At 42.8% G+C, this 26,686-nt stretch carries 24 protein-coding genes; 16 read left to right on the top strand and 8 right to left on the bottom strand.

The window, feature by feature from the left end; all coding sequences use genetic code 11:
- Position 1: 1 nt before the first annotated feature.
- On the bottom strand, positions 2-760 hold the full coding sequence (gene bamJ, locus M1L62_RS22445) for a BamJ family beta-barrel-assembly machinery protein (RefSeq protein WP_254561867.1): 759 nt from the start codon (positions 758-760) through the stop codon (positions 2-4).
- Positions 761-1,048: 288 nt separating this feature from the next.
- Here bamJ and atpA point away from each other — a divergent pair, with 288 nt between their 5' ends.
- The 7 genes from atpA (at position 1,049) to M1L62_RS22410 (ending at position 8,503) form a co-directional block, all read left to right on the top strand.
- On the top strand, positions 1,049-2,623 hold the full coding sequence (atpA, locus tag M1L62_RS22440) for a F0F1 ATP synthase subunit alpha (protein ID WP_254561866.1): 1,575 nt from the start codon (positions 1,049-1,051) through the stop codon (positions 2,621-2,623).
- Positions 2,624-2,713: 90 nt separating this feature from the next.
- Positions 2,714-3,601 (top strand): ATP synthase F1 subunit gamma, encoded by an 888-nt coding sequence (gene atpG, locus M1L62_RS22435; RefSeq protein WP_254561865.1) that lies wholly within the window; start codon positions 2,714-2,716, stop codon positions 3,599-3,601.
- Between the two features lie 410 nt (positions 3,602-4,011).
- A complete protein-coding gene (locus M1L62_RS22430; RefSeq protein WP_254561864.1) occupies positions 4,012-4,746 on the top strand; it encodes an outer membrane lipoprotein-sorting protein in 735 nt (244 codons plus the stop codon).
- A gap of 153 nt (positions 4,747-4,899) precedes the next feature.
- Entirely contained in the window at positions 4,900-5,436 is a 537-nt protein-coding gene (locus M1L62_RS22425) for a YceI family protein (RefSeq protein ID WP_254561863.1), read from the top strand.
- Positions 5,437-5,639: 203 nt separating this feature from the next.
- A complete protein-coding gene (locus M1L62_RS22420; protein WP_254561862.1) occupies positions 5,640-6,635 on the top strand; it encodes a mevalonate kinase family protein in 996 nt (331 codons plus the stop codon).
- Between the two features lie 137 nt (positions 6,636-6,772).
- Entirely contained in the window at positions 6,773-7,636 is an 864-nt protein-coding gene (galU, locus tag M1L62_RS22415; protein ID WP_254561861.1) for a UTP--glucose-1-phosphate uridylyltransferase GalU, read from the top strand.
- Positions 7,637-7,813: 177 nt separating this feature from the next.
- On the top strand, positions 7,814-8,503 hold the full coding sequence (locus M1L62_RS22410; protein WP_254561860.1) for an SDR family NAD(P)-dependent oxidoreductase: 690 nt from the start codon (positions 7,814-7,816) through the stop codon (positions 8,501-8,503).
- A 26-nt stretch (positions 8,504-8,529) separates the two neighbouring features.
- Here the strand turns inward: M1L62_RS22410 and M1L62_RS22405 are convergent, their stop codons facing one another.
- The 3 genes from M1L62_RS22405 to M1L62_RS22395 all read right to left on the bottom strand — a co-directional run bounded on the left by M1L62_RS22405 (position 8,530) and on the right by M1L62_RS22395 (position 10,629).
- Positions 8,530-8,877 (bottom strand): hypothetical protein, encoded by a 348-nt coding sequence (locus M1L62_RS22405; protein WP_254561859.1) that lies wholly within the window; start codon positions 8,875-8,877, stop codon positions 8,530-8,532.
- Positions 8,878-8,949: 72 nt separating this feature from the next.
- Positions 8,950-10,239, bottom strand: a complete 1,290-nt coding sequence (locus M1L62_RS22400) for a hemolysin family protein (protein WP_254561858.1) — start codon at positions 10,237-10,239, stop codon at positions 8,950-8,952.
- A gap of 144 nt (positions 10,240-10,383) precedes the next feature.
- Positions 10,384-10,629, bottom strand: coding sequence for a DUF1456 family protein (locus M1L62_RS22395; RefSeq protein ID WP_254561857.1), 246 nt, complete (start codon positions 10,627-10,629; stop codon positions 10,384-10,386).
- A 169-nt stretch (positions 10,630-10,798) separates the two neighbouring features.
- On the opposite strand from M1L62_RS22395, the gene M1L62_RS22390 reads away from it, so the two are divergent.
- Positions 10,799-12,004, top strand: coding sequence for a DUF763 domain-containing protein (locus M1L62_RS22390; protein ID WP_254561856.1), 1,206 nt, complete (start codon positions 10,799-10,801; stop codon positions 12,002-12,004).
- A gap of 64 nt (positions 12,005-12,068) precedes the next feature.
- Here the strand turns inward: M1L62_RS22390 and M1L62_RS22385 are convergent, their stop codons facing one another.
- A complete protein-coding gene (locus M1L62_RS22385) occupies positions 12,069-12,530 on the bottom strand; it encodes a hypothetical protein (RefSeq protein ID WP_254561855.1) in 462 nt (153 codons plus the stop codon).
- Between the two features lie 465 nt (positions 12,531-12,995).
- Between M1L62_RS22385 and M1L62_RS22380 the strand changes: the two genes are divergently transcribed.
- The 5 genes from M1L62_RS22380 (at position 12,996) to M1L62_RS22360 (ending at position 18,661) form a co-directional block, all read left to right on the top strand.
- Positions 12,996-16,412: a HEAT repeat domain-containing protein gene (locus tag M1L62_RS22380; protein WP_254561854.1), complete on the top strand. Its 3,417-nt coding sequence runs from the start codon at positions 12,996-12,998 to the stop codon at positions 16,410-16,412.
- 181 nt (positions 16,413-16,593) lie between these two features.
- Complete coding sequence (locus tag M1L62_RS22375; RefSeq protein ID WP_254561853.1) at positions 16,594-16,812, top strand: type II toxin-antitoxin system HicB family antitoxin; 219 nt, start codon at positions 16,594-16,596, stop codon at positions 16,810-16,812.
- Positions 16,813-16,903: 91 nt separating this feature from the next.
- Entirely contained in the window at positions 16,904-17,089 is a 186-nt protein-coding gene (locus M1L62_RS22370) for a type II toxin-antitoxin system HicA family toxin (RefSeq protein ID WP_310589998.1), read from the top strand.
- Between the two features lie 180 nt (positions 17,090-17,269).
- Positions 17,270-18,307 carry a hypothetical protein gene (locus M1L62_RS22365; protein ID WP_254561852.1) on the top strand — a complete coding sequence of 346 codons (1,038 nt, stop codon included), beginning with the start codon at positions 17,270-17,272 and terminating at the stop codon, positions 18,305-18,307.
- Between the two features lie 15 nt (positions 18,308-18,322).
- On the top strand, positions 18,323-18,661 hold the full coding sequence (locus M1L62_RS22360) for a DUF6984 family protein (protein ID WP_254561851.1): 339 nt from the start codon (positions 18,323-18,325) through the stop codon (positions 18,659-18,661).
- 4 nt (positions 18,662-18,665) lie between these two features.
- On the opposite strand, the gene M1L62_RS22355 is transcribed toward M1L62_RS22360, so the two are convergent.
- The gene (locus tag M1L62_RS22355; RefSeq protein WP_254561850.1) at positions 18,666-19,529 is read right to left on the bottom strand and encodes a helix-turn-helix domain-containing protein; all 864 of its coding nucleotides are present in this window, start codon (positions 19,527-19,529) and stop codon (positions 18,666-18,668) included.
- Positions 19,530-19,809: 280 nt separating this feature from the next.
- On the opposite strand from M1L62_RS22355, the gene hxlB reads away from it, so the two are divergent.
- Genes hxlB through M1L62_RS29625 form a run of 3 tightly spaced genes read left to right on the top strand, consistent with a single transcriptional unit; the run spans position 19,810 to position 21,449 of the window.
- Complete coding sequence (gene hxlB / locus M1L62_RS22350; protein ID WP_254561849.1) at positions 19,810-20,394, top strand: 6-phospho-3-hexuloisomerase; 585 nt, start codon at positions 19,810-19,812, stop codon at positions 20,392-20,394.
- A 43-nt stretch (positions 20,395-20,437) separates the two neighbouring features.
- A complete protein-coding gene (gene hxlA, locus M1L62_RS22345) occupies positions 20,438-21,067 on the top strand; it encodes a 3-hexulose-6-phosphate synthase (protein WP_254561848.1) in 630 nt (209 codons plus the stop codon).
- Positions 21,009-21,449 (top strand): alkylphosphonate utilization protein, encoded by a 441-nt coding sequence (locus M1L62_RS29625; protein ID WP_310589997.1) that lies wholly within the window; start codon positions 21,009-21,011, stop codon positions 21,447-21,449. The genes hxlA and M1L62_RS29625 overlap by 59 nt, the downstream gene beginning before the upstream one ends.
- 104 nt (positions 21,450-21,553) lie before the next feature.
- On the opposite strand, the gene M1L62_RS22335 is transcribed toward M1L62_RS29625, so the two are convergent.
- A complete protein-coding gene (locus M1L62_RS22335) occupies positions 21,554-24,340 on the bottom strand; it encodes a DUF5686 and carboxypeptidase regulatory-like domain-containing protein (protein WP_254561847.1) in 2,787 nt (928 codons plus the stop codon).
- An 83-nt stretch (positions 24,341-24,423) separates the two neighbouring features.
- The gene (locus M1L62_RS22330; protein WP_254561846.1) at positions 24,424-26,565 is read right to left on the bottom strand and encodes a response regulator; all 2,142 of its coding nucleotides are present in this window, start codon (positions 26,563-26,565) and stop codon (positions 24,424-24,426) included.
- Positions 26,566-26,686: the final 121 nt, after the last annotated feature.

The raw sequence follows: 26,686 nt of genomic DNA, 5'->3' as shown, positions 1-26,686 counted from the left end.
ACTATTTAACAATTTCTAATAATTCAACTTCAAATACTAAAGCTGAATAGGCAGGGATCTGAGGACCAGCAGCACGCTCACCGTAGGCAAGAGAATACGGAATAAACAATTTCCATTTCGAACCTACCGGCATAAGCTGCAAAGCTTCTGTCCATCCCTTAATTACGCCATTCACCGGAAACTCTACCGGCTCACCGCGATCCACTGAACTGTCAAAAACCGTTCCATTGGTCAAAGTGCCGTGGTAATGTGTCTTTACTTTATCCGTTGCAGCAGGTTTTGCACCCTCTCCCATTTTGATCACAGAGTACTGCAAGCCGCTTTCTGTGGTTGTTACACCAGCCTTCTTCTTGTTTTCTTCCAAAAACTTCTCTCCTTCTACTTTCACGACTGCTCCTTTTTCTTCCATCATTTTTTGAAAATACTCACTGATAAATTTATTTGCTTCTTCAGATGTAAATGTAGTTTTCTCTCCTTTCAGCGCCGACGTGATTGTTCTGGTCAGGATATCGGTATTGATGTTGCTAATGCCCTGAGACGACAATGAGTTGGAAAAACTAACACCAATGGCCGCTGACAGAGAATCCATCTTAGTCTTAAGTACACTTGATGAAGGTGCAGCTTTAGCTGCTGTAACTGTGGTCTTTTTTGTTGCAGCGGCTGGTTTCGTAACTTTCTTAGGCGCTTGTGCGAACCCTTGTGATGCAGCTAAACCGATACATAAAACAGAGGCTAAAATGGTTTTTTCTAATTTGTACATTCTACTTAAGGATGGTCTGAAAATTAAATTTGTGATAATTAATTGTTATTAACGAACTCAATTACAACAAAAACACAATTAGTACCTAAAAAAGTTTTAAAAACCTTTTAAATGCCTAAAATTCCATATTTTTACTGCGTTATAATACTCCAAAGCGGCAAACTTGGAAAAATCTAATTTTTATCCAGCAGTTTTTTAGGTTAACTATTCTTTATTTAACAAATTAACCCTACATTTGCGGCTGTTTTCAAAAACTTACTACTATACTCTAAATAAGTCAATTATACTATGGTATCTGTTAGACCGGACGAAGTTTCGGCCATCCTGCGCGAACAACTTGCAGGCGCTAAATCTGAAGCAGAACTCGAAGAAGTAGGAACAGTCCTTCAGGTTGGTGACGGTGTTGCCCGCATTTATGGCCTTTCCGAAGTACAGGCGGGTGAGCTGCTTGTTTTCGAGAATGGCTTAAAAGCCCTCGCTTTGAACCTCGAGGAAGATAATGTTGGAGCCGTTTTACTTGGTGATTCAAGTGAAATCAAAGAAGGCGACACAGTGAAGCGTACTAAGGAGATCGCTTCAGTAAAAGTTGGTGAAGGTATTGTAGGCCGTGTTGTAAACACATTAGCTGAACCAATCGACGGAATGGGCCCTATTCAGGGTGAAACATTTGAAATGCCACTTGAGCGTAAAGCTCCGGGGGTAATTTTCCGTCAGCCTGTAACCGAGCCACTTCAAACTGGTATCAAAGCAATCGATGCGATGATTCCTATCGGGCGTGGACAACGTGAGTTGATTATCGGTGACCGTCAGACTGGAAAGACAGCTGTTGCTATTGATACAATCATCAATCAAAGAGAATATTACGATAAAGGCGAGCCTGTATTCTGTATCTACGTAGCTTGCGGCCAGAAGGCTTCAACAATCAAAGGTATCGAAGCAACACTTCGTCGTTATGGTGCAATGGACTATACGGTAATCGTAGCAGCCGGTGCATCGGATCCATCACCAATGCAATTCTATGCTCCGTTTACGGGTGCTGCAATCGGTGAATACTTCCGTGATACTGGTCGTCCTGCATTGATCGTTTATGATGACCTTTCAAAACAAGCGGTTTCTTACCGTGAAGTTTCCCTGCTACTTCGTCGCCCTCCGGGACGTGAGGCTTATCCAGGAGACGTTTTCTATCTTCACAGCCGCTTATTGGAAAGAGCTGCGAAAATCATCAATGATGATGCGATTGCTGCCAACATGAATGACCTTCCTCCTTCTTTGAAAGGAAAAGTAAAAGGTGGTGGTTCATTAACTGCACTTCCAATCATTGAAACTCAGGCGGGTGACGTTTCTGCATATATCCCTACGAACGTAATTTCTATTACGGACGGACAGATATTCCTTGAATCTAACTTGTTCAACTCTGGTATCCGTCCTGCGATCAACGTAGGTATCTCGGTATCACGTGTGGGTGGTAACGCTCAGATCAAGTCAATGAAAAAGGTATCAGGTACGTTAAAACTTGACCAGGCTCAATTCCGTGAATTGGAAGCTTTTGCAAAATTCGGTTCGGATCTTGATGCTTCTACTAAACTTGCGATTGATCGTGGACGCCGTAACCAGGAAGTATTGAAACAACCTCAATATGCTCCGGTACCGGTTGAACAACAAGTTGCTACGGTTTACGCTTCTACAAAAGGATTGTTAGATAAAGTTCCGGTTGAAAAAGTAAAAGAATTCGATAAAGAATTCCTTACAATTCTTTCAGCGCAATACAGCGATACACTTGCTGCACTTCGTGCAGGTAAGTTGGATAACAGCGTAACTGATGTTATCGACAAAGTAGCGAAAGAACTTTCAGCTAAATATTAATAGAGAAGTTATAAGTTAAGAATCGGAAATACATTTTCTGGTTCTTAACTTATTGATTACCTCAGGCGGACCGCATTTAATTTCCCTAAGATGGCAAGCTTAAAAGAAGTACGTAACCGGATTGTATCGGTTAATTCAACCCAGCAGATCACGAAAGCCATGAAAATGGTGGCAGCTGCTAAATTGCGCAGGGCTCAGGATAATATCCTGCAAATGCGTCCCTATGCCCAAAAGCTAGGTCAAATGCTTTCAACAGTATCCGCAGGTTCTGAAAGCTCAGTGGACAGCCCATTGAAGTCAGTACGCGCGGCTGAAAAAATATTGATCGTTGTCGTTACTTCCGATCGTGGATTGTGCGGTGCTTTCAATACCAATATCATCAAGGCTACCTTGCAGCTGATCAACGAAAAGTATTCAGTGCAGGCAAGCAAAGGAAATGTAGAGATATTTGCAATCGGTAAAAAAGGTGCAGAAGCATTCAGCCGCAGAGGCTTTGTGGTGAACACAACTTTTACAGATTTGTTTACAAGACTTAAATTTGTCAATGTAAAAGAAGCAGCCGAAAAAATCATGAAGGACTTCTCTGAAGGAAAATATGATGTGGTTGACCTGGTTTACAACGAATTTAAAAACGTTGCTACGCAAATTATCCACACGGATCCATATTTACCGATCGTTGCCGACACTTCTGCTCAGCAGGCGAAAGCACCGGAGGTTAACTATATATTTGAACCAAATGAGGAAGAAATTCTTGCTGAATTGATTCCAAAATCTTTGAAAATAATGTTGTACCGTGCCGTTCTGGAATCTAACGCTTCTGAACAAGGTGCACGTATGACTGCGATGGATAAGGCAACTGAAAATGCTCAGGAGCTTTTGAAAGAGCTGAAACTGATTTACAACCGTACCCGTCAGGCTGCTATTACAACCGAGATCCTCGAAATCGTTGGGGGTGCCGAAGCCTTGAAAAGTGCGTAGTTAGTATAAAATCTTATATATTTTTGGCGAGCGGATCATTTATGGTTCGTTCGTTTTTTTTATTCAAAGTTTGAATAAATCCCGGTTACCGGGCCTCACCTTTTGCTACCCATCCAACGACGTAAATCTTGATCAGGTAACGATCATACCGCTCTTTTTAATTATCCGTCCGACGGCAGAAAAGCCGTCGGACGGAACGAGCTGCCCGTCGGATGGCTTTTTCCGCCATCCGACGGGTATAAAAACTTCAAAATTCCGTCTTTTGACAGACGCAAAAAACACAATATAAATCCCGTCGTCCGGCAACACTATTTAAATCACCGCGCATAGTAAAGAAAGGCCGCTCAACCGACATCATTTAGTTTTAAATTAATATTTCCTAGTTTTACGGCTCATCAAAACTAGCGCTCATGCGAAAATCCACATATTTAAAATCACTCGTCGTCCTTGTCATTTCGGGAATATGTACATCCTCATTTGCCCAGACACTGGACGAAATCGTAGCAAAACATATCACCGCGATGGGTGGTGCGGACAAATTGTCAAAACTTAAAAGCATAAAGATATCGGCCGAAATGGAAGTGATGAATATGCAGATACCCGTCACCACAACCATTGTACAGCAGCGCGGATTCAGAAGTGAAACAACCGTTCAGGGATCAACCATCATCCAGGTTATCGACAACGACAAAGGCTGGGCGATAAACCCAATGGCCGGTCAGCTTAAAGCCACTGCCCTGCCCGACGATGTTGTCAAATCCCTTTCTGCCGAAACGGATCTAACCGGGTTATACAACTACAAAGAAAAAGGCCAGACCCTCACTTTGGACGGCGAAGAAGACATGGCAGGCGCAAAAGTTTTCAAGGTTACTGTCAATCTTAAAAACGGTGCGAAGCGGACAAATTACATTTCAAAAGATACCTATTACATTTTGAAAACCGTTGCCAAGGTAAACGTCAACGGTCAGGAGGTCGAATCAAAAAACACACAATCGGATTTCAGGCATATCGACGGGATCACTTATCCCTTTACCTCAGAAGTAGAAACCTCTGCTATGCCGGGAGCAACCATGGCGATGAAGATCAAGTCACTGGAAATCAATCCAAAAATTGACGAAAATATTTTTGCTATGCCAAAAGAATAGAAAAAATATTTTCAAGTAAATATCTTATTTTCAACACTTTAAGTATCAATCAAAAAAGATTGATACTTTTTTTTGTGTTAAAGAAAACTTTTTCTGACATTTACATGTATATACATTAAATGTAGAAACATACTAATTCAAACAAAATATCATATGTCAACTAAAACATCATGGGTTATTGACCCAACGCATTCAGAAATTCAGTTTAAAGTAAAACACCTTGTAATTTCTACCGTGACAGGTTCTTTCAAAACTTTCGAAGGAACTGCTGAAACAGACGGTGACGATTTGACAACAGCAGATATCAAATTCTCTGCCGACGTTGCAAGTATCGATACCAATCAGGCACAACGTGACGAACACCTTCGCTCAGGAGATTTCTTCGACGCTGAAAACTATCCTAAATTGACATTCTCTTCAACTGAACTTGAAAAAACAGGTGATGATACCTACAAGCTTAAAGGGGATCTGACAATCAAAGGTGTTACCAATCCGGTAGTTTTGGATGCCGAATATGGTGGTGCGATGACCGACTTTTATGGCCAGAACAAAGCTGGTTTTGAAATTACAGGAAAGATCAGCCGCAAAGCTTTCGGATTGAGCTGGAGTGCAACAACCGAAGCAGGTGGCGTGGTAGTTGGTGACGAAATCAAACTGGTAATCAACATTCAGTTGATCAAACAAGCATAGTATTTGGGTTAACCACAGCTTGACGAAGCATCCGGAAGTAATTAACGACTTCCGGATGCTTTTTTGTTGCCCGTTATTTTGTCCTTTACAAGGCCCTACTGCCTGCTTAAATTTTAAGTGTATAACCGTTGCATTAATTTAAGGGACAAAAGTGTGATGCGTCGTCAATTAGTTACTATTTTTGACGCAAAAAAAGATTTACATTGATAATTGAAACGCGCGCTTACGCCCGGGCAGGGCTGCTGGGAAATCCTTCTGATGGTTTTTTTGGAAAAACAATATCAATTTCAGTCCGAAATTTCGGAGCATCCATTTCATTATACGAGTCTCCCGAGCTTCACATAGAGCCCGAACCACAGGATGGCAGCACGTTCCGCAGCATTTTTCATCTGCGCGATTCTGTGAGCATGCTCGGATATAACGGCGGTATTCCGCTGATCAAAGCAGGTATCAAAAAGTTCGCAGATTTCTGCGAGGATCACCATATCAAATTGCCAAACCGGAATTTTACGGTCAGGTATCGCTCTTCCATCCCGCGCCAGGTAGGCATGTCCGGCTCAAGTGCGATTGTCGTGGCACTTTTCCGGGCATTGATGCAATTCTACAAAGTTGAAATTCCAATTGAAATCCTGCCGCAGCTGGTTATGGTTTCTGAGACCGAGGAACTTGGTATTGCTGCCGGTTTACAGGACCGGGTTATTCAGTGTTACGAAGGCTGCGTTTACATGGATTTCGATAAATCTCTGATCGAAAAACAGGGCCACGGCTTGTACGAGCGCATTAACCCTGCTTTGCTTCCGAAACTTTACGTAGCCTATAACACAAATCTCAGCAAGGTTTCGGGGAAGGTGCACAGCGATGTACGCGCAAGATTTGACCGTGGTGAAAAAGAAGTTATCGACGTGCTCGGACAAATCGGACAAAAAGCCAAAGAAGGTTACACCGCACTTTTGGAAGAAAGGCCCGACGACCTGCACGAACTGATGAACCAGAATTTCGATCTTCGCTGCAAGATTTATAACGTTCCGGATTCCAACAAAAGATTGATTAACGAGGCCAGGGCCTGCGGTGCATCAGCAAAATTTGCCGGGTCGGGCGGAACAATTATCGGAATTTATAAAGACGACGATATGCTGAATCAGCTTTTCGTCAAACTAAAAAAACATAACGCGAGAGTCATTAAGCCATTTGTAGTTTGATCAGAGCTGTTGGCTTTTAGCGGTTAGCTATTAGCTCGTCACCTAAACACTTTTATAAAATATATAATCAATTATAATTGAACAGTTGTTAGTCACGCACTAACGCCCAACCGCTAATAGCTAAAACCTAAAAATATATGATTCGTAAAGCTGTAATTCCTGCTGCCGGACTTGGAACCCGTTTTTTGCCGGCAACAAAATCGATGCCAAAAGAAATGTTGCCGATCATTGACATTCCAACCATTCAATATGTGGTGCAGGAAGCCGTTGATTCGGGTATTGAAGATATTCTGATTATCTCAGGAAAAGGGAAACGTGCCATCGAAGATCACTTCGACCGCAACGTGGAACTGGAATCCCGTCTGGAAGAAAAAGAAGATATGATCTGGTTTAATGAAATGCGTCGTCTGGCTGATATGGCTAACGTACATTTTGTTCGCCAGAAAGAAGCAAACGGATTGGGAGACGCTATTTATTACGCCAGACATCATGTTGGCAATGAGCCATTTGCGGTATTACTGGGCGATACGATCATGGATTCTGTGATTCCTGTTACACAACAATTGATGGACACTTACGAGCAGTATGGCGGATCGGTGATTGCCGTTGAGCAGGTTCCTGCCAACAAAGTAAATCGTTATGGTATCGTCGGCGGAACTTCTCTAAGCGACACAATCCTCGAACTGAGCACACTGGTTGAAAAACCGGCTTTGGACCTGGCTCCTTCCAATCTTGCCATTGCCGGACGTTACATCCTGACGCCTGAAATTTTCAATACGATTGAACAAACGCCAAAAGGAAAAAACAATGAAATTCAGCTGACTGACTCGCTGTTGTTGCTTTTGAAACGTGAAAATATCTACGCACATCATATCGAAGGAAAACGTCACGATATCGGCGACAAGCTCGATTATCTGAAAACGACTGTGGAGTTTGCGTTGAAAAGAAAAGAATTCGCCGAGCCTTTCAGAAAGTTCCTGATTGATCTTTTGAATAAATAGGCCGTTTTCTCATTATTTTTGAGAAAACGAATGAATTTAGATACTGCATCAGAGAAGTCAAGATTTGCAAAGGGGGACGCCCAGTCTTGACTTCTCCGTTTGCAAACCTAACTTCCCTGATTTTCCTCCGGCAAGTTTCTTTCACATTCAACATACCTCAACAAAATTCATCAAATCATGTCTCAAAACATCATCATCAGCGGCGCTTCCGGAAATCTTGGCCAAGAAGTTGTAAAACGACTTTCAGAAAACGGCAATAAGCTTTATGTGACGTCCGGTTCCAAAAATCCCGGGATGTTTGATGATTTTGAAAATGTAAGCGCTCAGGCTGTAAACTTACTGGACAACGAAGCTTCGCTCAACTTTGTAGATCAGACGCTATCGAAAGCAAAAACCATTCAGGCAGGAATATTCCTGGCGGGTGCTTTTGCCATGGGAGATATCGCACAAACCGACGATGCCTTGATTGAAAAAATGTTTGGAGTAAATTTTTTCACCGCCTTTCATTTGGTTAAACCTTTAATGGCCCATTTTGAAGCAAATGGCGGCGGTCAGTTTATCTTTATCGGCGCCAGGCCGGCACTGGAAGCAGATCAGGGACAAGGGAGTTTTGCCTACGCGCTTTCCAAATCGCTGATATTTAAAATGGCCGAATTTATTAACGCCCAGGGAAAATCAAAGAATATCACCGCTACGGTCATCGTTCCCAGCATCATTGACACGCCTCCAAACCGCGAAGCTATGCCGGATGCCGATTTCACCAAATGGATTGCACCGTCAGACATTGCGGAGACTATTGCCTTTGTATTGAGCAACAGTGGACAAAAACTAAGAGAACCCATTTTAAAGGTATATAACAACGGCTGATAAAACATTCCAAAATTACTCTGCGCCTACTCCTTTAATTTCAGTTTATTATCTGTTTTTTGAGAAGCACTTTTTCCTGATTTTTTCTTTTCCTTATCTGTACTATCGCGGTTTCCGTTTGGAATAACGACCATCTCTGTTCTTACAAACCTGGCCGTACCGTTGGCATTTACCTCATTAAATGTCGAGACCTGCCCGTCGGGTGACTCATAAGTCTGTGTTTTGGAAGGTAGTCCGTGATCGGTCATTTCTGAAAACTTCGGCATGATCTGCTCATAAGTCGGAAAGCTTTCCTTCTGTTGCTTCTTCTGCGCATGTGCGGGCAGGCTAAGCAAAAAGACCGTTCCAATTACAATCACGGAATAAATTTTCATGGCGCTATGATATTATTGTGGCTGATATTTTCAAAAAACCATTCGCAACGGGTTAAATTCCAGGCCGGAATACTAATCTTCCAACGCAGTAATCTGCACAAGTGATATCATGCTCCGCTGTTTTTTCATGACCATAAATTCATAATCTTTCGTCCGCACTTTTTCACCGATCGACGGAATTCTGTTAAACTTGGAAATCAGAAAACCGGCCAGCGTTTCGTAATCGCCTTCCTTGAAGATGTCCGTAGGAAGATGCTCATTGATATCACTCAGAGAAGCGGAGCCTAATACCAGATAATTGCCATTTTCATTTTTAACGATAGGCGTTTCGTTGTCATATTCATCCTGAATTTCCCCAACCAGTTCTTCCAGAATATCTTCCATGGTAACGATACCTTCCACTCCGCCGTATTCATTGACAATAACCGCCATTTGCTGGCGGCTCAACTGAAAATCACGTAAAATAGCTCCGATCGGTTTTGACTCCGGCACCATGGATATAGGCCTCACAAGCTCAGAAAGTATTATTTCACTGCCTTTTCTCATCTTCATCAGTAAATCTTTCAGATGAAGCACACCGACAATCTGATCCATCGAATCTTCATAAACCGGGATTCTCGAATAACCTTCCTCCAAAACCTTTTCAAGATCGGCCTCGGTAAAATCATTGATATCTACACCAACGACTTTGGTTCTCGGTATCATAACCTGCTTTGCTATACGCTCAGAAAAATTAAATGCGTTTTTAATAAGGTCATAATCTGCCGCTTCGATCATCCCGCTGTCTTTCTGCTGCTGGACAAGATAACGCAATTCATCACTGCTGTGCACTTCACTGCCATGGGTTGGCGTGATACCAATACCTTTTAATATAAAATTGGCAATGCCGTTCAAAATCCATACAATCGGGCGGAACACGATGAAGAATCCATGCAAGGGATAAGACAAGAACAAAGTTGTGGCCTCAGGGCGCTGAATAGCGATGGATTTGGGAGCAAGTTCTCCAAAAACAATGTGAAGTACGGTGATAATCGCAAATGCTGTTGGCAGGGCAATCTGATGTGCGAGAACCGGGTCCAGCGTAATACCGATCAATTCTACTCCACTGATCAATATCTTGGACACAACCGGCTCTCCGATCCAACCGAGTCCAAGACTCGCCAAGGTTATCCCGAATTGAGTAGCAGCCAGATAACCATCCAGATTAGACACAATTTGTTTGGACAAAATGGCCATTTTATTACCCTCCTGCGCCTTTTGTTCAAGTTGAGAAGCTCTTATTTTTACAATAGCAAACTCGGCAGCTACAAAAAAACCATTCAATAGAACTAGGACTAGGGTAATAATTACCTGAATTAACATTGGATGTTTATTAAGTTATTTAGCATGTAAGGCAACGAGCCGACGGGATAATTTACCTCTAAACAATACCCGTTGAACTCAAAGATATAAAAAATGATATCATCAGGAAGCTTTTACTTCCCGTTAATATCGATTCTTTTCTAATTATTCCTCGTCTCTAACCTTGCCGTCCGCAGAGGGTCCGCGCATGTGGATGATCAATCCGTTCAGGAAATTACGAAGGAGCTGATCGCCGCATGGCTTATAATTTTCATGGCCTTCCTTACGAAATAACGCGCCTAATTCACTTGCAGTTACTTTAAAGTCAACCAGTGCCAGAATTTTGATTATTTCATCATTTCTCAAATGAAGCGCTACACGTAACTTTTTAAGGATATCGTTATTGGTCATATCATTGTCAGATTTTAAATTTTTCAGTAAAATATTTGTGCAAATATCGCCCTTGTTTTGCTCTTGTCTTCCTTAAAATTAAAAAAACTGATTTCCTTCGGGTTTGTTCTACCGTAGTTATGGTTTCTGTTTTTCTACGTCTTCACTATTTTGAGTAACTTACACTTCTATGAAAAGCGGACATGCAGATTTGCCTTTGCACTATGGAAGAGTGCCCGAATGGCTGGCTCAAAGAATGAGCCTGCTGGGTGGCGCCATTGTGGAATCCATTGTAATAGAATACGGAAGGGATGTTTTACTTCAAAAAATGAGTGATCCTTTCTGGTTTCAGTCGCTGGGCTGTGTTCTGGGTATGGACTGGCATTCTTCCGGAATCACAACTTCTGTAATGGGCGCTTTGAAACGATCAGTTAACAAAAGATCGGCCGACCTGGGAATTTATATTTGCGGGGGAAGAGGCAAACAATCCCGGCAGACACCCGCTGAATTAATCGCTATTGCCAATAAAACAGGGTTAAACGGGGATCTTCTGGTCCATAACAGCCGCCTTTCCGCCAAAGTTGATAACACAGCCATTCAGGATGGCTTTCAGCTTTATCTGCATTCCTTTATCGTATCAAAGGAAGGAAACTGGGCCGTTGTTCAACAAGGTATGAATCCGGATGAGCGAATGGCGCGCCGTTACCACTGGCATTCTCCGAGTATAAAATCATTTATTGAAGAACCTCATACTTTTATTTATGGTCAGAATCAGGGAAAAATTTTAAACCTGACTGATAAAGCCGCAGCGCCAACACGTTCGGGGATTTTAGAGCTCACCGCAGAAAATCCTGATAAAATCATGCGTGAGGTCAGAAAACTGATTATGCCGGAACATCATGACGTCCGTGCTGAAAATGTCAATTTAAAAAGACTAGGGTCCGTGCTGGCTTTGGCACACGATAACCCCGTTCAAGATATGGAATCGCTATTGTTGCTGGAAGGAGTTGGTCCCAGAACAATCCAGTCGCTAACACTGGTGAGTGAAATTATTCACGGAACCCCTTCAAGATTTTCAGATCCTGCCCGTTTTTCGTTCGCACATGGAGGTAAGGACGGTCATCCCTTCCCCGTTCCGATAACCATTTACGATGAATCCATCCAGATTCTGGACAAGGCTGTACAAAAATCCAGGCTGGGTGATCATGATAAATCGGATGCACTCAAAAATCTGTCCAAAGTAGCGGCTCAGCTGGAAAAAGATTTCCAGCCCAATAACCGGTTCGACGACCTGATTCAGGAGGAGCGAAACAACGCCTGGAAATACGAAGGGCGGACGGTTATGGGAAAAGCTAAGAAGCCGAAAGGGAATGGAGGACAGCTGGAATTGTTTTGATGTTTTAGAGAAGTCAAGTTTTGAAAACTTGACTTCTCTAAAGGCCTCTCATACCCCAAAAACATTATTCTATCGCATTAGGATGAGAATAATAATATTCACTCATTTCACAATGTGCTGCAACGAACCCCTGTCTCCCGCCAAACCATCCTAACACCTCGTCCCTCTTCAAAATTGTCGGTTTTTCAGACAATAGAGAGCGGTAAGAAGACCAAAGATAATTTGCAAAATCTGTCGAAATACCATGTTTCAATGCATTGGCATGCTGATAGACAATAATCTGTGTAAAATGTTGTTCGTCTTCCACTTTTACTCTCCTGAATGGATTTAAAAATAATGCTCCACTACGATTGAATCTTTTGTTGTACGACATCGCATATGAAATAAAAAAATCTTTCATCTGAAACTCGACTGCCTCTTCGAAGCTTATCTCTTTTTTAAGGTATTTTTTTTGGTGTGATTTACGGTCGATAAGAGGTATGCCCCGGAGAAAATGTAATAATGATTCCTCAGAAACAGTTTTCACTAACCAATGAACGTGATTACTCAACAAGATATAACTATATGTCTCTAAATATCCACAACTATACTCCGCATATTTTTTTAGAAAATACCGGCGATTTTCGTCATTTCTGAAAAGCAGGACGTTGCCTACCGCCTTACAGGTTACGTGTAAAAAGGTAGTTGCGCAGAATGATTCGATGTATTTGTCATTTATCGGCATACAGTAATCAATTATTGTTAATCTCTGATTTTGCATGGGTGGGGCGGAAACCTGGTCATCGTCCAGAGAAGTCAAGTTTCGAAAACTTGACTTCTCTATCTCACCCTACCTAGACTCATTCCACTCACCGAATATTCCACCTCCCCAACACTCATTCTCATTTTTATCAGTAAAAAAGATTCTTTTCTTCCTCTTAACTCTTTTCTCACTTACATTTAGTCTTTCAAGACTAAGACGTAATTCCATATCAAAAAGTAATTCAACCTGATGATCCCAAAGAACTTTTTACGAAAACCACTCCCGCTTCTGGCTCTTACCGCTGTTGTAGTTGTTTCCTGTATGAAAATGGCTCCAACGGCTTCGAAAATTTCGAGCAAACCGCTGGTTGTCAAGGAAGACGCCGCGACGGCAAAAGCCCGATCCAAAGAAATCCGTGAAAACACTGTTGTTAAAATTGCTGATGGGCTAAAACTTGACCTGTGGGCATCTGATTCTCTCGCCCCCGACCCTGTTGCGATCGCCATAGATAACAGGGGAAGAGTATATCTGAACAGGACAAACAGACAAAAAAATTCGGAATTTGATATCCGCGGACACCGCAACTGGATGACACCGTCCATAGCGCTTCAATCCGTTGAAGACCGCCGGGCATTTTTACGCAGCACTTTTGATCCTGCCAAAAGCAAAGAAAACAACTGGCTCAAAGATTTGAACGGTGATGGTTCTCACGACTGGAAAGACCTGACGGTTGAAAAAGATGAAGTTTGGCGTTTGGAAGACACGGATAACGACGGCATCGCCGACGTATCGATGCGTATTCTGAGCGATTTCTTTGAAGAAGTTTCCGATGTTGCCGGAGGTTTATTGGTTCGGGCAAATGATGTTTTTGTAGCTATAGCACCGGATGTATGGCGTTTGAAAGACAACAACGGTGATGGCATCCTGGATGAAAAAACTTCCATCAGCCACGGATATGGCGTACATATCGGTTTTGGCGGCCACGGCATGTCAAACCCGATTGAGGGACCTGACGGAAAAATTTACTGGAACATCGGTGATATTGGTGCAAACATCACCACCAAAGAAGGTGTTAATCATAGCCGTCCGAATGAAGGGATCATTGCCCGTTCAAACCCGGATGGAAGTGATTTCGAAATATTTGCGGGAGGTTTAAGAAATACCCATGAATTTGTTTTTGACGAATACGGAAACCTGATCAGCTCGGATAACGATGGTGACCATCCTGGCGAAAGCGAGCGTCTGGTACACGTCGTGGAAGGTTCTGACGCAGGCTGGCGTTCAAACTGGCAGTATGGAAAATATACTGACCCGAAGAACAATAGCTATAAAGTCTGGATGGACGAAAAATTGTACGTGCCACGTTGGGATGGACAGGCTGCTTATATCATTCCTCCGATCCAAAACTTCCACAACGGGCCTACGGGTATGCAGTACAACCCAGGAACCGCTTTGGGATCGGAATGGAAAAACAAATTTTTCCTGGTTGAGTTTGTTGGAAACCCGGCACGTTCACCAATCTGGTCATTTGGTTTAAAACCAAAAGGTGCCTCTTTCGTACTGGATGGCGAAAAAAACATTCTGAGTGGCATTTTGCCAACAGGTATTCGTTTCGGTCCGGATGGTGCATTGTACGTGGCCGACTGGATCAACGGATGGGATACGAAAAACTACGGTCGCGTTTGGAAACTTGACGTCACTGATAGCAAAAACGACTTGAAGGCGCTTAGAATTGAGACCAAACGCCTGATGCAGCTGGACTATTCAAAACAAACAGAAGCGTTATTGTTCACTTTGCTGTCGAACCCTGACATGAGAATCAGGTTGAAATCACAATTTGAACTGGCATCTCGTGGTTCAAAAGGAGCCGTTGAGCTGAATAAAGCCATTACACAAACAGGAAATCAACTGGCACGCGTGCACGGAATCTGGGGCGTTGGACAACTGGCCCGCCAGGATAAGGCTTATGCTAATACACTGATGACTTTGTTAAAGGATTCGGATCCCGAAATTATTGCACAAGCTGCAAAAGTATTGGGAGATGCCAAAATTTCAGAAGCAGGTCCATTATTGCTTCCATTGTTAACCGATAAAAATCCTCGTGTCAAATTCTTCGGAGCACAGGCTTTGGGAAGAATTCACGAAAAACAGGCGATAGCTCCCCTGCTGGATATGATCAAGGCGAACAAAGATGAAGATCTTTATCTAAGACACGCCGCTGTTTTGGCATTGTCACGCATCGGTGAAGTGGAGCCGATGGTAGCTTTGGCAAATAATTCTGACAAATCCCTTCGTCTGGCAGCTGTGCTGGTTTTACGCCGGTTAAGCAGCGACAAAGTAAGTTTGTTTTTGCAGGATAAAGATGAGTACATCGCCACCGAGGCAGCCCGCGCTATCAACGACGATTTGTCCATTGTTCCTGCACTGCCTGCTTTGGCAGCCACGTTGAAAGAAAAAAGATTTACTTCTGAGCCTTTACTTCGTCGTGCCATCAACGCTGCACTCCGCGTGGGAGGTGAAGAACAACTTAACGACCTGATTGCTTTCGCTAAAAGAACTGACGTAGATAAAGAGCTGCGGGCAGAAGCCCTGGCGACTTTGGGAAGCTGGGCTAATCCATCCGTGCTCGACCGCGTTGACGGCCGTTACAGAGGTGTTATCACCAGAAACCCCGAGTTGGTAAAAGCCAAGATCAAACCGCAGATCAGCACATTGTTACAGGATGACGATGCAAGTATTTTAATTGCCACAGCACAAATGCTCGGCGAACTGGGTATTTCTGATAATAATGATGCGCTGGCGAAAATTCTTGATGATCACAAAGACCCAAAAGTAAGAGCTTCGATGCTTGGCGCCCTCAATACGCTGAAATATACAGGTATGGAGTCGGCAATGAAAAAAGGTATGAGCGACCCTGACGCTGATGTCCGCACGGCAGCTCTGGCTTTGGTAGGCAGCGTAAATATGTCAAAAGAAACCCTTACGGATATTTCGAAAGTGATTTTCGAAAAGGGAAGTGTGAAGGAACAGCAGCAAATGTTACGCGTTTTGGGAGGATTGCCGGTTTCTAAAACAGAAACAATTTTTGACGGTCTGATTTCAAAAATGGCTTCAAAAGAACTCTCCAATAACCTGGCGCTTGATCTTGGCGAGGCTGTGGATTCTACAAAATCAAGTGTATTGATTGGAAAACTGGCTCCTATGCGCAAAAACGGAGCAACCGTAGCAGATTATCAGGAATCACTTTATGGCGGCAATGCCCAATTGGGACGCAGGTATTTTATGACCAGCTCGCAGGGAGAATGCGTACGTTGCCATTCCATTGGCGGCCAGGGTGGTGCAGTAGGCCCATCACTTTCGAAAATCGGAGGAACGTTGAGCAGAGAGCAAATTTTACAGGCATTGGTCGAACCAAGTGCAAGACTATCTCCTGGTTTTGGTATGGTTGTCCTTACTCTTAAAGACGGTCAGACCGCTGCCGGTATTCTTACCGAAGAAAATGATCATGAGCTGGTTTTGAAAACGTCAGAAGCTGAGCCGTTGAAAATTGCAGTGGCCAGAATTGCGAAACGTGACAATGTGCCATCAAGTATGCCTCCAATGGGTTCAATTATGTCAAAAAGAGAGATCAGAGACGTTGTTGAATTTTTGTCAAACTTGAAGTAATACGGAATAATTTTGTTATCAAAAAAGCCAGGTTTCTGAAACCCCGGCGTCTAGAGAAGTCAAGTTTTGAAAACTTGACTTCTCTTTTTTTGCCAGAAATCTCCTTTTACAGAAAATCTGACCCTTGTTATTACCTTATAAAAAAAGTATATTTGATAATACATCTCACACAGCAAACGACATGCAGGAAATAGTTTTCGTTGTAGAGCAGGAAGAAGACGGCAGCTTTGTAGCAGAAGCACACATCTCAGATAACGAGCAGATTATCACAGAAGGAAATTCCATTGAAGAGCTAAAACTAATGATCAAAGATGCTTTGGAATGCCATTACGATAACATAGAAGATATGCCCAAAACTGTCCGCTTACATTTTGTAAAAGAGGAAGTTTTTGAAATTTAGATTGCCTGAAGAACACACACTAACATGCAATGATCCCTAAAAACATTACAGGGCAAGATCTTGTAAAAAGACTTGCCATCTCGGCTATTCGGTGGTGCGCCAGAAAGGTAGTCATATCAGAATAAAAACAGTTCGAAATGGTAATCATCTGGAAACGATACCCAATCATAAACCGTTGAAAGAAGGCACAGCAAACAAAATTTTGAAAAACATTTCGGACCATTTCGGGATGACCAAACAAGAATTGGAAACACTCTTATTTGGACATAGATCTTAAACTTGCTTTAAATAAGTCTCAGAAGTCAACTTTTGAAAAGTTGACTTCTCTTTTTTTACACCAAAACCAATTTCCGTGAACAGGCACAATATTGATAACAAAAATTAAAAAAAGGTATATTTGAGGGCACATATCTCAGCAAAAAAACGACACACGTATAAGAAACACATCATCAACTAAATGGAAGTAGATAAAAAAGAGGCTGCCGTTATCAGCAACGCAATTCAGTTCTGGCAGGATTCGGGCAAAGTATCTCAGGAGCTCGCTGACGACCTGCGTAACAGTTATCAGCTTCGTGATTCAAATGTCGATACAATTACCTGGTACGCTTTCATTTCCGCCGTTTCCTGTGGTTTGCTGGCTTTCGGAGCCCTGGTTATTGATGAAAAATGGATCGAGTTATTACGTAACAAATGGGGTTTTTCGGAAACTGTTGTGGGCATTGGTTTTTCGCTGGTTGCCGTAGTTTTTGTGATCTTGGCCAAAAGAAGAAAGCTCAAACACCCGACCGCCAGAGCCAGCAATGAAACCTATACCATCACGATCATCCTCAGTGTGGCCATCGCCATTGCCTACTGGACCAGAAGTTTCGCTTATTTCGAGGGCAATTATGCCAGACCATTATTGATTGCCGCCGTTGTCTATTTCGTCTCCGCGGCCTATCTCGGTGCTCAGCTTTTGTGGACCGTCATGCTGCTTACATTAGCCGGCTGGTGGGGCGCCCAGACCTATTTCTGGACTGGCGGGGCGTATCGGTTCGCCGGGATGAATTACCCGTTAAACATGACCCTTTTCGGACTGGTAATCTGGGCGTTTTCATGGATTGTTGAAAAGATCGAAGGGCTCAAGCCTTTTTCAACCGTTACCTATTCCATCGGCTTATTCTTATTTTTGCTGGCAGCCTGGACCCTTTCCATCTTTGGAAATTATGATGACCTGGATCGGTGGACGGCCATCAGGCAGGGAACTTTGTGGTATTGGTCGGTTGGTTATACCATCGTTTTGGCGGCACTTATCACCTATGCTTTCAAAACAAAAAACGATGTGCTCCGTGATATGGGCCTCGTTTTTTTTCTCCTTAACATTTACACCCGTTATTTTGAGTATTTCTGGGACAGAACGAACAAAGGCATTTTCTTTGCTATACTTGCGATTTCTTTTTGGTTCGTTGGCAAAAAAGCCGAACAATGGAGAAATAAGGAAAAGAAACTGGCCTGATATTGAGATTAAAAAATGAGAGAGAAAAGAGCAATTCGTCAAAACGAAAAAGACCTTATAACATTTCTGCTAAAACAACTTAACCTTAATCCTGACGACTACCCCGTCGACGAATATGTCGATGAGTATGAAGACGGAAAAATGGGAAGCATCAGTCTCGGAGGCGATGTTTCAGCTTATGACGGCGACTTAATCCAGGTGGAATATGTTGATTCCGACGAAACACCGGTAGTTATCACCCTGACAAAAGACGACAAAAACCATTTACTGGACCTGGATTTCTGGAAGGTGGATTTCACTAAATTATTGGAGTATCCCACACCGGATAAAATTATTTTGAGGGGTAACGTTTAGCCCCTCAAAATAAGGTATTGAACTTGGTTACAATATGTGCTTTCGCCTCATTTTGAAACTGTTCCGGTGACAATCCCGTATGCTGTTTGAAAAAACGGCTGAAATACGGACGATCTTTGAAGCCAAGGTCATAGGCAATTTCCTTTATCGTATTTTCACTATGGATAATCTGCCTTTTGGCTTCGAGCACAATTCTGTCATGTATAAGCTGCATACCGGTTTTGTCCAGTTTTTCTTTTAAAATCTGGTTTAACCTTTTCGAACTGATCCCGAGTTTTCCGGCATAAAAATCCGTGTTCCTGACGTTTTGATAGTTCATTTCCAGCAAAACCATAAACTCGTAAACCCGCTTCTGGTTAATGTCCTGAACGGTAAAGTTATGTTCCTTGATCCTTACCAACTGCAATAAGAACACCTTAAGCAAAGCCTTAATGATCACCAGGCTATTGTTTTCTCTCTGATATTCCTCTTCGAGCAACTGATATACCTTGCCCAACTGAATGGCCGTTTCATCGCTGATCTGAAGGCACGAAAATTCTCCCTGAATATTGAATATTTTGAAAACGTCGAGCAAAAACTCTTTGACATCGTCGTCCAGAATATCTCTTTTGAACGAGAGCAGAATTCCCTTTTTCCCTGCCTTGTTTAACTGATGCACCCGGTACGGCGGTATCAGATAAATCCAGTCGCCCTTCAACGGATATTCATTGCCTTTAATCGTATGCAAAGCGTCCTCATTTTTCAGCCAGACAATCTCAAAAAACTCCTTTCGGCTGGGATCGTTGAGATAACTTGGCGGACAATTGTCCAGATTTCTTATATAAATGAGTGTCTTATTAAGCTCAATACTCAGGTTGTTCTCCTCCATTTTTTTCGTTCTAAAATTCTCCCGGATTTTCTCCTCCGAATACCATATTCCGAATTAGATACCAAAATTAGCAGATTATGCAATCGAATAAATAATCATTAGCAAATAGTACAACATATCGCGCCGATTGTGTAACGTCTTCCCTTCCCGCCTGCCATAACTTTGCCGACAGGTTTTACAGGAATTTGTATCCGCACATTTGAACGAACAAAAAGGAATCAGACTGATCTCTTCCAACGAGAATTATCTCTGACTTTCTCAACATGATAAAAATTGGATCATGAGTACCATAACAAATATTGATTTAGCCACTGATTTACAGAATAATCTGAAAATGATTCTGGCTGAAAACACCAAGCTGGCGACAGAAATTGATTTTAATCAGGTTGCCGATATCATCCCTTTCATCCAAAATGCCGACCGCATTTTTATAGTAGGGGCCGGAAGAACTGGCTTAGCTCTGAAAGCCGCTGCCATGCGGCTCATGCATCTGGGATTTACGGTCTTTGTGGCTGGTGAAACAACGACACCTGCGATCAGGAATAACGATTTGCTCATTGCAGGCTCTGGCTCCGGAACTACGGGTACCATTGTAAAAGCCGCCGAAAAAGCGGTCGCCGTCGGTGCAAAGGTGATTACCATTTCCACTTCCGTGACATCGCCGCTTGCAAAATTATCAGATCATGTTGCCATGCTCCCGGCAGCCCAGAAACAGGATCATGGGGCCACCATATCCCGACAGTACGCCGGAAGCCTGTTCGAACAATCCGTATTGCTGCTTACCGACGCGATCATCCAAACGTTATGGCAAATGGACGGAACACCGGCAGAAGAACTCTGGCAGCGGCATGCAAATCTCGAATAATCAAACAATAAACTGAATACCAATAATTTAAATAAATAAAACAATGGCTAAATTACAAGTCGCGATAGACTTATTGACAACGGCAGATGCAATTGCACTGGCAACAAAAGTTGCTCCTTATATCGATATCATTGAATTGGGAACACCGCTTATCAAAAGCGAAGGTCTGGCGGTGATTACCGCGATGAAAAAAGCATTTCCGGACAAACTGGTTTTTGCAGATTTCAAAACAGCTGACGCAGGTGAACTGGAAGCTGATATGGCTTTTGGAGCAGGCGCAGATTTAATTACGATTTTAGGTGCAACCGGCGACGCCACCATTCTTGGTGCCGTTAAATCTGCGAAGGCGCATGGAAAAGGCGTTGTCGTGGATACCATCGGCGTGGCCGACCGCGTAAAACGTGCACAGGAAGTGATTGCACTCGGCGTGGAGTTTGTAGAATTACACGCAGGTCTGGACGAACAGGCGCAACCGGGTTATTCCATCCAGGTTTTGATTGACGAAGCGTCACGTGCGGGTGTGCCGGTTTCTATTGCCGGTGGCGTTAAACTGAGCAACATCGCTGCTGTAAAGGCATCGGGTGCAAAAGTTGCGGTTGCAGGTGCGGCTATTTATGGTGCGGCAGATCCTGCTGCTGCTGCAAAAGCATTGCGCGAAGCTCTGGACGCGTAGGGAATATATTTCCAGGATAAAAGCTGTTGCCGGTTCCGGCAGCAGCTTTTTTATGTACACAAATATGATTTATGTCAGTTATCCGCCTTCCGACCAGTTCAGGAAAGCCAATCTTCACGGTTTTCCTTACCTTTGCGCCACATTGAACATTGTTCCAATCAATAAAAAATTCATGGAAGTTAAAGATAGCAACGGCACACTGCTTGCAGAAGGCGATTCGGTAAAGTTGATCAAAGATTTAAAAGTTAGGGGTTCGTCCACCACGTTGAAAAGAGGAACGGTGGTTAAAAATATACGTCTTACCGATGACGAGGAAGAAATTGAAGGCAAAGTAGAAAAAACCGTAATGGTTTTGAAAACGATGTTTGTACAGAAAATGTAATCCGGTTTAACTCTGTTTTCATTCAAAATATAAAAACTCAACTTTCAGGAGCCTGTTCCCAAAAGTTGAGTTTTACTTTTTAGACTAATCCCGACGCCGGGATATTATTTTTTTCCAAAAGAAAAATTCATCGTCGTGCCAATTCGGAACACCGTGTGTTTGTATTTAAAACCTTCAAAACTGTTAGCAACCTCTACCCGGAAAGGAAAACGAATGCCAACATCCAGCGCGTAACCCAGCTCTCCATAATGATTCGAGTCGGGCGTGCCCAGGTAATGCGCAAAAAAGTTCTCCTTAATCCCCATAATCCGGAACCAGGTAATCTGCGTGAGCAAAAATTTACGTAACTCGGCCAATGCGTGTGCTTCCACAAATCGCTCCGAAGTACTGTAACGATAATAATCGAGCATCCGGAATGTTCCAACCGGATCGCCATACTGGAAGAAAAACTGGTTCCCTGCAAAATGCTGAAAATCCGGAAACTGCACATTTCTGCCGTTTAAAAATGCACCGGCGGCCACTTTATAACTTAACTTGCTTCGCACACCGATATCAAATCCATGTGCTATTCCCACCTGCACAAAGTCAAAATTCACGTCGCTCCCAAAAACATCAATCCCCTTCCGGTAACTGACCGAAAGTTTTGGTGAATCGTCATCATAAAATGTTGTCTTTCCCTTTTGCGTACGGTATTTCTGCCATGGTTTGTAATAGGCCGACAAGCCCACCGTTAATGCCCGTTGCCCCAGTTTGTCGGTAAGCCTGGTACCGGATTCATCTGCCAGCTCCTCATTAACAGGAATATTGGAGGTAAATGTCCTTTTTTTCCAGTCAATCCAGCTGTAAGGATTGGTGTTGCTTCTATTGGACAACGCCCGACGGTTGGCGTATTCGATGTTTGCTTTCAATTCAAAATGCTCATTTTCACGACTGGTTCTAAAATCCAGTCTGACAAAGTTCTTCTCATAGATCTTGATAAAATTTCTTTCCAGAAATAACGTCGTCAAACTGTTGAGGATCGGATGCATCGGGTTTTCAGCGTTAAACTGCGACACCGTTTTTCCACCCGACATCATAATTGCATTTTGCTTCCAGTTATAATCCACAACGCCGGTTGCAAACAACTTCTCCCGGGCAAATGAATAACGCGTTAATCCGCTAAAAGTCCATGTTCCCGGATCCCTGACAGTATATCTTTTCACTCCGTTACCGGAAATATGGATTTCGTCTGTTTCCTTTTTCGGCTGGCTGCCTTTTTTATATTTCAGTTTAAAACCTCCGCCATTCAGCACCCAACCTTCCACTGTATTAACCTGCAACCCCAAAAGCGGGCTGACGTATTCCAGCCTCCACGGGCTTTTTTTGCCTAAACGAAACGTATGTCCAGTCAGCAGATTACCAAGAAAATCCGAGCCTCCTTTCTTTTTGGTAGTGTCTGCTTTGGCAATGATCAGGCCGTCACGCTGCTCTTGCGTACCCTCTTTCATGACGATAATGCTGTCCAGTCTGTTATAACTTTTCACCTCAGCGACCGTCAACGGAACCGAGCGAATCGAATCCCAGAAAGCCATACTCCTGTTGCCTGCCATCGAATCCACCGAGGTGGAATCATTTCTGGTAAAATTCAGATCAATATCCTCTCCTTTTTCCTCTTTCTTTTTCAGATCCTGTTTTTCATATTCCTTCATCAGCTTTTTGAGGTTCTTGGCAGAAAATTCTTTCTGCTTGCTCACCACCTCTTCCAGTTTCTGAGACTTGATCTCTCGCGACGACAAGCCAATTTTCCTGGCCTCTTCTTTTTCTTTCTTACCGTCAACAACAACAATATCTGCCTGAAAAGCCGGGTTAACTTTCAGTTTGGAAAAAGTCTGTGAAATAACCAGATCACCTTTTCCCTTGATACCGTAAATCCCTCCGTTTACATGAAATTGCTGATTTATCGGCATCCAAACACCCTGTACGGGACTATAAACCTGCTTGATTTCGATATTAAAACCAGTATTGACCGTTTGTAGATTCAGACTGTAAATACTCCACAAATTCTCGGTAATATAAATAGTCCCTCGGTAAACGCCCTCTCCATACGATCTCGGAGTTACTTTGATCTTATTGATTTCAACACCGTTTTCCCGAAAGCTCCCCTCGTATTCAAACTTGTAATAAGTAAAAGCCCGCGGCGATAATGGAGACACGGCTTTTACCACTTCCGGCTGATAAAAACTGGTCAGAAAATACTGGTTCGCGTTGGCAAAGCTTTTATCCTGGCTGTTCCGCGCCGCGATTACCCGCTGTTTATACGAATTCGGCTGACGAAAAGTTACCTCCGAAACACTCTCATTTAAAATAGGAACGCCCTTTTTAAAGTTCGACTCCTTTTCCATTTCCTTCAATTCCTTTTTGTACAGAAATTCCAGGGGCAGGTCAGTGATCACAAAGGATGATTTCGAATAGGCTTTGGCCGTATAACTTTCCACCTGCAAAAAATGATAACGGCTTTTTGCAATGGCCCTTCGCATAATGGTATAAGCCGGATCTTCACCTTTATTCCCGATCCGCACCTCGCCCAGATTATAGGCCTGCTCTTCCATGGTCAGGTCAAAAGTTTCCATCCTGTTTTCAATGGTAAAAGCTTTCTGCCCTGTTTTAAACCCGAGGTACTGGAAGATAATCTCATAATAACCCGGTTTAAGATCGAGCTGGTATTTGCCTTCTTCATTAGAAATCGTACTGATATCGGTACCTTTCACCACAATGGCGGCAAACGGAAGAGGTTCTCCCTTTTTAGTTTTAATGACACCTTTCACACCAGTCGATAAAATACCGGTTTGTGAAAAACTCTGAGTGACAAGCAGGAGAAAGAATAAGAAAGCGGGAATAGAACGGTTGTGCATATAGGTACTTTAAAATTATAAAATTTTCATGGCTGTAAAGCAGATGTGTTTCCTGCGTTACAAGTTGCTTCCTGTGAAAATAATTAAAAAATAACCCGGGTCAAAACCTCTATCAGATCATTCTCTGTGAAAGGTTTTGCCAATAAATCATTCATCCCTATGCTCAAACATTTCAATCTTTCTTCCTCTGACACATTTCCGGTGTAGCCGATAACAGGGATTGCTGATTTTCTATTGTCTTCATCATCCCGGATCAGTTTTGTCAATTGAAGGCCATCCATTTTCGGCATTTGCACGTCCGTAATGATCAGATCATACTGAGCTGATTTAAATAATTTGTAAGCCTCTTCGCCATCCGACGCAAGATCGTATCGTACGGCATTTTTATCCATAAACCGGCTTAACATCAGCAAATTGATCTTTATATCATCAACCAGCAGAATTCTCTTATTTTTTAAAAGAGAAGCGATGACAGGCAGATCCGTCTGTTCATGGTTGACAACTGCTACGGCTTTCGCGATATCCAAAGGCACTTCGACCGTAAAAACAGACCCTTTCCCTAGCTCGCTTTTTACGCTGATACTCCCTTTGTAAAGATCTACAATTCTTTTGCTGATCGGTAGACCAAGCCCGGTTCCTAATTCCCTCGACGGATCGTCCGGTGTTTCAATCTGCGTAAAATCTTCAAAAATCTTTTTCAGGTTTTTATTGGCAATACCCACCCCGCTGTCCTGTACCATAATTTTCAATATCCCCTGTTCTTTATCCGCTGTTTTCTCAAATACGGCGTGGATATTGATCTGCCCGCGCACCGGCGTAAATTTAATCGCATTCGTAAGCAGATTAATAACAACCTGTTTCAACCGAAAATCATCTCCATTGAGCATGAGCTTCGCATCCAGTTCAAATTTTTCAGTCAATTTAATCTCCTTATTATCAGCCAGTATCGACAGCATACTTACCACGCCTTGCAGCATTTCAAGCGGGTGGAACTGGTGAATGATCAGCTTGATCTTACCACTCTCAAACTTGGAAAAATCAAGGATCTCGTTCACGAGCATCAACAGCACATCAGAAGAATTTCTGATTGCCTTAACCTTTGAACGTAGCTCCGGTGTTAGTTTTTCCTCACCGATCTGTCGTGAAAAACCGATGATGGCGTTAAGCGGCGTTCGGATTTCGTGCGAGACATGTGATAGAAAATCGCCTTTTCGTTTCGCTGATTTCACAGCAAGGTTACTGTATTCCAGGATTGTACGTTCACTTTTATATAACCGGATGATATTCCAGATGATCATCAGCGTTAATATCAGCACCACAGCGATGTTCCCCCACGACAGCTGATTAAGTTCTGCCATTTTATCGGAAGTCTGTAATAATAATGACATTCTCAACGTTTCCACATTGTTCACCTCTTCATTTCGCAACGCTTTCAACGCCGACTGAAGGTTTGAAAATATTCGATTGTTAATTCCAAGCAACTCAAGCTCAGCCTTATTCAGTCTGATACGCGCCAGTTCGAGATTCCCCTGAATCATTTTCGCACTCTGATATTCCGATTTTCGCATGACCAGCGCGAGCGAGTCTTCGATCGTCAGATAAGATCTCATCGCCCTCACCTTCACATTGCTGCTGTCGTCCGATTTATTGGAAACCGCTTCAACCAGTCTTCTCCATAACCTCTTTTTCACCTTTGCAGGCGTAATTGCAACCGAATCCGTCTTTGCAATTTTCCTGATTGTTTTGACAGTAAAAGGTTTGCTGTTTCTCGGTAATTCCAGCACTTTTTTAGGTGCCTGAAATGTAAGCAGGCTGTCAACCATTTTTTTCAGAGAGATAAACTCCTCGTTTTTCAATTGTTTGCTCAATAGCAACTCAGGAAGATACAAACTGGAAAAAAATGACTGTTTTTTCTTCTCCTCCTGAAATTGAGTCAGGATCGATGAAACTGTTTTCATCTGCGTTGTGTACTTATCCAGGTATTGGGAGTCAGCGGTAATCGCGTACAGCCTGCTGTTATTCTCCGCCACGTATAAAACGGAAATACAGGTATCTATCCGGCGGTAATTGTTATCGCCATTTTGCAGGACACGTATATTATGCTGAACAATATCTGACTTTGAATTGGTGATCAGCGTTAAAAATACAAAAGATGCTAGTATTAAAATTAGGGTTATCGTCCAGGCAAAAGATTTAAGAGATACCGTTTTTATATCGCTTTTCATTGTTGAGATTCGTAATTAAGGTATCAAAGTTAACAGTTAGTTTAACTTCTACAACTAATTAATAACTCATAAACAACATGTTACAACTAATTCTACAAATTAACAACATTAATCTACAAGT

Source organism: Dyadobacter diqingensis (assembly GCF_024220585.1).
GTDB classification, from domain to species: domain Bacteria; phylum Bacteroidota; class Bacteroidia; order Cytophagales; family Spirosomataceae; genus Dyadobacter; species Dyadobacter diqingensis.
Note: the sequence above shows the minus strand (reverse complement) of the source record. Positions and strands in the feature narration are given on the sequence as shown.